The sequence below is a fragment of the Streptomyces sp. P5F9 genome (genome assembly GCF_057961495.1).
Genome location: NZ_JBXVPZ010000420.1, coordinates 1 through 8,566 on the forward strand (window position 1 = coordinate 1; position 8,566 = coordinate 8,566).

Consider the following 8,566-nt stretch of genomic DNA (forward strand, 5'->3'; position numbering starts at 1 on the left):
GGCCCTCGGAGGCAGCCGCGCCCCCGGCACCCGCCCCGCCGGACGAACTCCCGCCCGCAGCCGCCGCGGCGCCCGCGGCACCGGCCGCTCCCGCTCCCGCGCCGCCCGCGATGAGTGCGACCGCCTTCGCGTACCCGGCGGCGCCGAACCAGCCGATGACCGCGATCGGGACGACCGCCGGGATACCGCTGGCGACCTCCTCGATCTGCAGCGCGGCCAGCCGGCACTTGGCGCACTCCTCCAGGTGCTTGCGCAGCCCCCGTTCGGCACGCGTGCGAAGCCGGCGGCGGGCGTAGGTGCCGAGCTGGTCGGCGTAGCGCGCGCACTCCTCGTCGTCGGTGAGGGTGGCGCTGACGTGGGCCTGGAGATAGGCCTGCTTGAGCCCCTCGCGGGCCCGACTGGCCAGCACGCGCGTGCCGTTGGCGTCGAGCCCGAAGAGCGTGGCGACCTCGCTCGGCGACTCGTCCTCGACCTCGGTGTGCCACAGCACGGCCTGCCACCGCTCGGGCAGCGACCGGAAGGCCTGCATCGCCATCGACTGCTCGGCCACGTGCATGGCCCGGACGTCGGCGCCCAGATCGATACCCGCTCCGAAGGAGCTAATGGATGCAGTGTCGTCCGACACCTCTGACACCCGCGCGGACTGCGCGGCGAACACCGCGAAGTCGTCGACGAGCTGCTCCCGCTTCGCCGACTTCGTCCAGTTCGCGGCGACGCGCCGGACGGAGGTCAGCAGATAGGCGCGTACGGCGTGCTCGGGCCCGGAACCGCCGCGCACCGCTTGGAGCATGCGGGCGAAGACCTCGGCGGTCAGGTCGTCGGCGGTGTGCCCGTCCCGGCAGCAGGTGCGCGCGTAGCGACGCACGGCGTCCGCGTGGCGCCGGTACAGCTCCTCGTACGCCGTGTCGTCACCGGCGCGCATGCGCTCGATCAGCGAGGCGTCGGCCGCCGGCAGCTCCGACGGCGGCAGCGGCGGCGGCAGGACACTGCCCTCGCGCTGCGGTGGGACGCTGCCCTCGCCGGGATCGCCACCCTGGGGGACACCGCTCGGCCCGCCCTGACTCGGCACCTGTGGTGAGGTCAGCCCACCGGCCTCCGGGTCACCGTCATCCAGTGACTCGTCACGCCCGTCAACACTCATCGCGGAAAGCCCCCGCCGCCTGCCAAGCCAGTCCAACCAGTCCGGAACACCGGGTCAGCCTGCCATATTGGCTTTTGTTCAGGACCCGGTAGGGCAGACCTTCCACTCATCCGTGGGGACTTCCCGCAACGCAGTACTAGCGTTCACCCCTCCGGGGAAGGCTCAACTGTCGCCCCCGGCATGGGAGTTGGTGCAGATGGCCGAAATGCCCTGAACGTTCCCAGGTGCCACGAGGGGCGCGGGCAGCGCGGCACCCACGCCCCACAGTCACCTATTCGAGTCACCCTGCCGACGCGGGCCGGCGAAATCAGCCCGTCCGGCACCTTTCGGCGCAGGCCCGCAACTTCAGCCGGTCCGGCATCTCTCAACGCAGACGGGCATTGCTCAGCCCGTCCGCCAGCTCTTCGGCGCAGGCCCACAAAATCTAGCCCGTCCGGCGTTTGAGGACGAGGCCCCTTCAGGGCCGATGCGGGGGTCTGGGGGCGCAGCCCCCAGAAGACGCCCACACCAACACCGGGCGCCACACCAACGATGGGCGCGCCACCCCGCCCTACCGTCCCTACCGCAGAGTCACCCCGCCGCCCTCACAACGGCCGCGATCGCAACCCCTCCAGCAGGATGTCCAGCAACCGCGCCGACGCCGCCGCCTGCTGCGCCGCGTCCGGCAGCGAGGGCGCCGCCGTGGCGATCACCAGCAGCACATCCGACACCGACACGTCCGCCCGCAACTGCCCCGCAGCCCGCGCACGGTCCACCAGCTGCCCCACGACCTCCAGCAGCGTGGTCGCCCCGGCGTCGTAGTCCCCGGCGCTCAAGGCCCCCGCCGGCTCCTCCGGCACCAGCCGCAGTTCACCCGTGCCCGGCTGAGTCCGCTGCTGCGGCACCCGCGTCTCGTCGAGGAGAGCAGCACCCTCACCCTCATCGGCGACGCCAACCCGCAGCACCTGCGGCGGCAGCAGCCGCCCGGCGCCCGAGGCCACCGACGTCCGCAGGAAGCGCGACAGCGCCGACCACGGCTCGTCCTCCTGGCCGAGCGCCGAACGCGCCTGGTCGGTCAGCCGGGAGGTCTCCTCCTCGGCTATCCGGCGCACCAGGACGTCCTTGCTCGGGAAGCGCCGGTACACCGTGCCGACACCGACCCGCGCGCGTCGCGCCACGTCCTCCATCGGCGCGCCGTATCCCAGCTCGCCGAAGACCTCACGCGCCGCCCGCAGCACGTGCTCCAGATTGCGCTGTGCGTCCACCCGCAACGGCGTCGTCCGCGAACTGTCCCCGCGTCCGTTCCCCGCCGCTCCGACCGCGCCGCCGGATGCGACGGCTGACGCGGATGTCCAATGAGAATCCTGAATATGCATACACGTTCCCCCGGTTAATGACGTCTCCCCCCGGAGACTCCCCGTCATCGGCAGCCGGAGCATCGTGAGACAAGCCCGGTTCGCGAGCCCCGCTCTTCGCGGACTCGCTGAGCACATCCCCCTTCACCCCGTCGACACACGAACATAGTTGAGAGGGGGTCAATTCAGAAGGGGCAGGTTCCGCACGGAGCGCCCCCCGATCGGAGTACGGGTCGCATACGTCCCGATTGCACCCCGGGGCACCACCCCGATCACCCCGACTGACCTGCGAACCTGCCCGCCGCGACAGCAATTCCGGCGCCCGCGCGCGCCCTCCGTCGCCGGTCACACAATTTGTCGAGGCTGTGGACAAACTCCAGCGCCGGGTGCGTCATGGGATGGTGAAGGAACGCGCGCGCATTCTCGTTGTCGGTGGCGGCTACGTCGGGATGTACACAGCCCTGCGCCTTCAGAAGAAGTTGAAACGTGAAATCAAGCGCGGGCAGGTCGAGATCACCGTCGTCAGTCCCGACCCTTACATGACGTATCAGCCGTTTCTCCCCGAGGCCGCCGCCGGTTCGATCTCCCCCCGCCATGTCGTCGTCCCGCTGCGCCGCGTCCTCGACCGGTGCCGGGTCGTCATCGGCGAGGCCACCGCCATCGACCACGGCAAGCGCACCGCGACCCTCAGCACCCTCGCCACCGAGGAAGAGGGCACGGGCACCGAGGAGTTGGCGTACGACGAACTCGTCCTGGCCCCCGGCTCGATCTCGCGCACCCTCCCCATCCCCGGTCTCGCCGAGTACGGCGTCGGTTTCAAGACCGTCGAGGAGGCCATCGGCCTGCGCAACCACGTCATCGAGCAGATGGACATCGCCTCCTCCACCCGCGACCCCGCGATCCGCGACGCGGCCCTGACCTTCGTCTTCGTAGGAGGCGGTTACGCCGGCGTCGAGGCGCTCGGCGAGCTGGAGGACATGGCCCGCTACGCCGTGCGCTACTACCACAACGTCGACGCCGACGACCTGAAGTGGATCCTCGTAGAAGCCTCGAACCGCATCCTCCCGGAGGTCGGCGAGGAGATGGGCACCTACACGATCACCCAGCTGCGCCGCCGTAACATCCAGGTCCTCCTGGAGACCCGCCTCGAATCCTGCGCCGACCGCGTCGCGGTCCTCAGCGACGGCCAGCGCTTCCCGACCCGCACGCTCGTGTGGACGGCCGGCGTGAAACCCCACCCCGTCCTCGCCGCCACCGACCTCCCGCTCAACAACCACGGCCGCCTCAAGTGCACCGCACAGCTGACGATCGAGGGCGCCACGCACGCGTGGGCAGCGGGAGACGCGGCAGCCGTCCCCGACGTCACCGCGTCCGAACCCGGCACCGAGACCGCCCCCAACGCCCAGCACGCCGTACGCCAGGCCAAAATCCTCGGCGACAACATCGCGCACTCCCTGCGCGACGAGCCCCTTGAGACGTACGCCCACAAGTACGTCGGCTCGGTCGCCTCCCTGGGACTGCACAAAGGCGTCGCGCAGGTCTACGGACGGAAGCTGAAGGGCTACCCTGCCTGGTTCATGCACCGCGTCTACCACCTGAGCAGGGTCCCCACCTTCAACCGCAAGGCCCGTGTGCTCGCCGAATGGACCCTGGCGGGGCTCTTCAAACGGGAGATCGTCTCCCTCGGATCACTCGAACATCCCCGAGCGGAGTTCGAACTCGCGGCCGGTGGAAAGCCTCCACACGACCCGAAGGGGTCGAACTGACCGGACCGAGGAACTCCACCGGCCGCCGAGGCGTCTGACGAATGTCGGCCCGGTCGGTCACACTGCCAGACTGGTCCACGACTTCGGGCGGGCCCACGCTCGCCCTTCTCACCCAAGAGGCTTTCCCCACTGTGCTGCATCTCCCGGGGGCAACCCCCGGACCCCCGGCAGGGTCCGGAGCGGGCCGACGACACCTGACACGAGGCAAGGATTCGTGAACTTCACGCGCTGGAGCGCCCGGCTCCCCGGAACGCAGCGCCGCGCCGCAGCGCGGACCGACCACACGGTCACCCCGGACCGGCGGGGAGAAGGCTCCGTGCCCGCGGCCCGCGCCGAGCAGCTCACCGACGAGCCGCCGCCGGTCCCCGCCGTAGACGACCTGCCCGTCCGCGAGGTCCTCGACCGCGTCCCGGCCCTCGTCGCCCTGGTGCACGGCCCCGACCAGCGCATCGCGTACGTCAACGACGCCTACGCGGCCGCCTTCGGCACCCGCCCCCTGGGCGCACCGGCCCGCGAGGCCCTCCCCGAGCTGGACGAACTCGGCCTGCTCCCGCTCCTCGACCAGGTCCTGCGCAGCGGCAAACCCCGCACCCTCAAGTCCCGCAAGGCACCCGGCGGCCGCTCGTACACGTTCACGTGCACCCCGGTCGCGGTGAGCGCCGACAGCGCCGAGGGCGGCGTCCTGATCTTCGCCACCGACGTCACCGACCACGCCGAGGCCGCCGAACGCCTCCGCGCCAGCGAACGCCGCCAGCGCGAGACAGCCGTAACGCTCCAGCGCTCCCTGCTCCCCCAGGAGCTGGAAGAGCCCGACGACCTGCGCATCGCCGCCACCTACCAGCCCGGCGGCACCGAGGCGGCGGTCGGCGGCGACTGGTACGACGTGATCACCCTCGGCGGCGGCCGCACCGCCCTGGTCATCGGCGACGTCATGGGCCGAGGCGTCCGCGCGGCAGCGGTCATGGGCCAACTCCGCACCGCCGTCCGCGCGTACGCCCGCCTCGACCTGCCCCCGCACGAGGTCCTCCAGCTCCTGGACGGCCTCGCCACGGAGATCGACGCGAACCAGATCGCCACCTGCGTGTACGCCATCTTCGACCCGAACGAGGGCCGCCTGGTCTACGCCTCGGCCGGCCACCTCCCGATCCTCGTCCGCGACGAGACGGGCGCGGTCCAACGCGCCGACGAACCCACGGGCCCCCCGCTCGGCACCGGCGGCTGGATCCACTCCTCGGGCTCGATCCCCCTCAGCCCCGGCTCTACGGCGGTCCTCTACACGGACGGCCTGGTGGAACGCCGGGACGAGGACCTCGACGTGGGCATCGCCTCCCTGGAGCGCGCCCTGGCCGGCGCCACCGGCACCCCCCAGGTGGTCTGCGACCGCCTGGTCCGCGCGCTCGGCGTCACCGCGGACCACGACGACGACGTCGCTGTCCTGGTCCTCCAGCACCCGGCCCGCACCGGCCATGACGGCGACCTCTTCCGCAACGCGGCCCTGGAACTGCTCGGCGGAGTGGAAGCGGCCCCACGCGCGCGTGCGTTCGCCTCCGGAGTCCTCACCAGCTGGCGCTTCCCCACCGAGCTGCACGACCTGGGCGTCCTGGCGGCAAGCGAGTTGGTCGCCAACAGCCTCCAGCACGGCACTCCACCCATGCGCCTACGCCTGCGCCGCACGGACCGCCGCCTCATCGTGGAGGTCACGGACGGCGACGACCACCTCCCGCGCCGCCGCCGCGCGGAACCGGCCGACGAGTCGGGCAGAGGCATCGCGATCGTGGCGACCATCGCCTCGAACTGGGGCTCCCGCCGCACCCCCGGCGGAGGCAAGGCCGTCTGGTGCGAGTTCGTACTCCCCAAGACGGCCCCGGCCTGACCTACGCCTCGACCCCCACAGGCTCGACACTCCCGCGAGCCACGACCAGACTCCCCTTCGCCCGCCAGGGCTGATCCTGCACAGCGGTCAACTGCCGCCCCAGCCGCACGGCAAGCAGGCTGATCCCCAGCGAGAACAAGAAGAACGTCACGACATACGGCCCCGGCAGCGAAGCCCCGAGCGGCCCGCCCACCGCGGGCCCCACAGCCAGCGCGAGCTGCTTCACCAGGGCGAAGGCCGAGTTGTACTGCCCGGCCATCCCCTCCGGCGCCAGATCGGCGACCAGCGGAGCGACGGTCGGCGACAACATCGCCTCCCCGAGCCCGAACAGCGCGTACGTCGACACGAAGGCAGCCGTAGCCATCTCCTGACTCCCGTGCCCGAGCCCCGCGAACCCGGCCGTCACCCACGCCAAGGCCCAGATCATTCCTACGGCCGCGATCACGCGCGAACGCCGACGCCGCTCGACGAACTTCAGCACCGCGAACTGCGCGACGACGATCATCGCGGTGTTCGCGGCCAGCGCCGTCCCGAGCGCGGACGTGGAGATCCCGGCGGCCTCGACACCGTAGGCACTCAGCCCCGACTCGAACTGCCCGTAACAGGCGAAGAACAGCACGAAGCCGAGCACGCTCAGCTGCACCATGGCCCGGTTGCCGAGGAGCTGCTTCCAGGCGCCCTTGGCCGACCGCGAAGGTGCGTCACCGATCGCGGGCGAGTGCGGCATCCGCACGGTCGCCATCACACCGGCGAGCACCAGGAACATCGCCGACTCGATCCCGAAGAGCAGCGTGAACGAGGACGCGCTGGTCGTGTCGACCAGGTGACCGCCGATGAGCCCGCCGACACCGAGCCCGAGGTTCTGCAGAAAGAACTGCATGGCAAAGGCACGCGAGCGCGTGTCCGCCGTAGAACAGTCCACGATCATCGTGGCGAGCGCCGGCTGCATCACGGCCTGCCCGGCCCCGAGCGCCGCAGCCGACAGCAACACAGCGGTCGCACTCCCCGCCAGGCCCAGACTCATCGACCCTACGGCGGCCAGAACCAGGGCGACGAGGAGAACCGGTCGGGGACCGCGCCGGACGATGGCCCGTCCGGCGAACGGCAGCACGATCAGCGCGGCCACGGCGAAGACGGCGAGTACGAGACCCGCCGTCATGGCTCCCAGTCCCCGCACCTGCGCCACATAGACGTACAGGTAGGGGACGGTGAAGCCGAGCCCGAACGCGCTGAGTGCGTTTCCCACGTGGATCCGGCGCATCGCTGCGCCCATCGCCCTGGTCACGTTCACCTCAATCATGTGAGTTGGTCAGTCTCGGCACTACTTAGAGCCGAAGACTTCGAAGCTAAAGTTAGAAGCTAAACAGTACACCCAGAAGGACTTCAACGCCAAGCACGCCCGTGCCATACTGACGCCCATGGGCGACACCCCCAGCACCCTCGGCGAACCGACACTCGATGAGCAGATCGCCGCCTACCAGCGCGAGTTCCACGACCTCGACCCCCAGGTCGAGAAGATCGTCTCGGCCCTGGGCCGCCTGAACCGCCGCATGAACGTCGCGTACGGCCGCCAGACCGCGAACCTCGGCCTCAGCAACGCCGAGTGGGAGGTCCTCAAGGCGCTCGTCCTCTCCGGCGCCCCCTACCGGATGGGCCCGAGCGACCTCGCCAAGCGCCTCGGCCTCACGCCGGCCGCGATGACCCACCGGATCGACCGCATGGTCGCGGAGGGGCTGGTCACCAGGGAGCGGGACGAGTCCAACCGCGTCCGCGTGATCGTGGAGCTGACGCCCGAGGGCCGCGGCAAGTGGCTGGAGGCGATGCGGATGGCGACGGTCTTCGAGGGCGAGCTGCTCCAGGACCTGTCCCAGGAGGAGCGCACCGCCCTTGGTGAGGTCCTGACCCGCCTGCTGCGCAGGGTGGAGCACGCCCAGCCGGACGCCGGCGGCCGTCTCAGCGACCTCGACTGACCCCGGCTGGCCCCGACTGGCCTCGGTCGATCGCTCGGCGGATCTCGCCATAAAAGATCTTGACAGAGGGTGCTTGACACGCCCCTGCTCGATCCGTAAAGTTCTTCGGGTTGCCGCCGAGCCGTAACGGTTCTCCGGCAGCACCTCCGCCGCGACAGCGGCAACCCAAACCAACCGCACGATCTCCCAACGGGATTGATTTCGGCGTGCCCGAATTCAATTCGATTTGGGCACGGCTGTTGTTCGATCAGGTCACTGAGCCTCGATTGGAACTCCGCCGGGGGAATCGGCTAAGGTTTGAGACGTCAGAACGGCCCAAGGGCCGGGAAGGCAAGCCCCGCTGACTGGGAGTCAGGCCCGAAAGGATCTGATAGAGTCGGAACCGCCGGAAAGGGAAACGCGGAAGCGGAAACCTGGAAAGCACCGAGGAAATCGGGACCGGAAACGGTCTGATAGAGTCGGAAACGCAAGACCGAAGGGAA

General features: G+C 70.3%; 6 protein-coding genes. 3 read left to right on the top strand and 3 right to left on the bottom strand.

Annotated elements, in window-relative coordinates:
* Together AC31A1_RS40905 and AC31A1_RS40910 are read right to left on the bottom strand one after the other, a co-directional pair.
* The coding region (locus tag AC31A1_RS40905; protein WP_489658157.1) for an RNA polymerase sigma factor at nt 1–1,141 on the bottom strand (1,141 nt) is incomplete at its 3' end.
* A 584-nt stretch (nt 1,142–1,725) separates the two neighbouring features.
* Nucleotides 1,726–2,496: a TetR/AcrR family transcriptional regulator gene (locus tag AC31A1_RS40910; protein ID WP_489658158.1), complete on the bottom strand. Its 771-nt coding sequence runs from the start codon at nt 2,494–2,496 to the stop codon at nt 1,726–1,728.
* A 377-nt stretch (nt 2,497–2,873) separates the two neighbouring features.
* Here AC31A1_RS40910 and AC31A1_RS40915 point away from each other — a divergent pair, with 377 nt between their 5' ends.
* Both AC31A1_RS40915 and AC31A1_RS40920 read left to right on the top strand, forming a co-directional pair.
* Nucleotides 2,874–4,241: an NAD(P)/FAD-dependent oxidoreductase gene (locus AC31A1_RS40915; RefSeq protein WP_489658159.1), complete on the top strand. Its 1,368-nt coding sequence runs from the start codon at nt 2,874–2,876 to the stop codon at nt 4,239–4,241.
* Between the two features lie 214 nt (nt 4,242–4,455).
* Nucleotides 4,456–6,114, top strand: a complete 1,659-nt coding sequence (locus AC31A1_RS40920; RefSeq protein WP_489658160.1) for an ATP-binding SpoIIE family protein phosphatase — start codon at nt 4,456–4,458, stop codon at nt 6,112–6,114.
* A 1-nt stretch (nt 6,115) separates the two neighbouring features.
* Here the strand turns inward: AC31A1_RS40920 and AC31A1_RS40925 are convergent, their stop codons facing one another.
* Nucleotides 6,116–7,414, bottom strand: coding sequence for an MFS transporter (locus AC31A1_RS40925; protein ID WP_489658161.1), 1,299 nt, complete (start codon nt 7,412–7,414; stop codon nt 6,116–6,118).
* A 118-nt stretch (nt 7,415–7,532) separates the two neighbouring features.
* Between AC31A1_RS40925 and AC31A1_RS40930 the strand changes: the two genes are divergently transcribed.
* Nucleotides 7,533–8,084: a MarR family winged helix-turn-helix transcriptional regulator gene (locus tag AC31A1_RS40930; RefSeq protein ID WP_489658162.1), complete on the top strand. Its 552-nt coding sequence runs from the start codon at nt 7,533–7,535 to the stop codon at nt 8,082–8,084.
* The last annotated feature ends 482 nt before the right edge of the window (nt 8,085–8,566 follow it).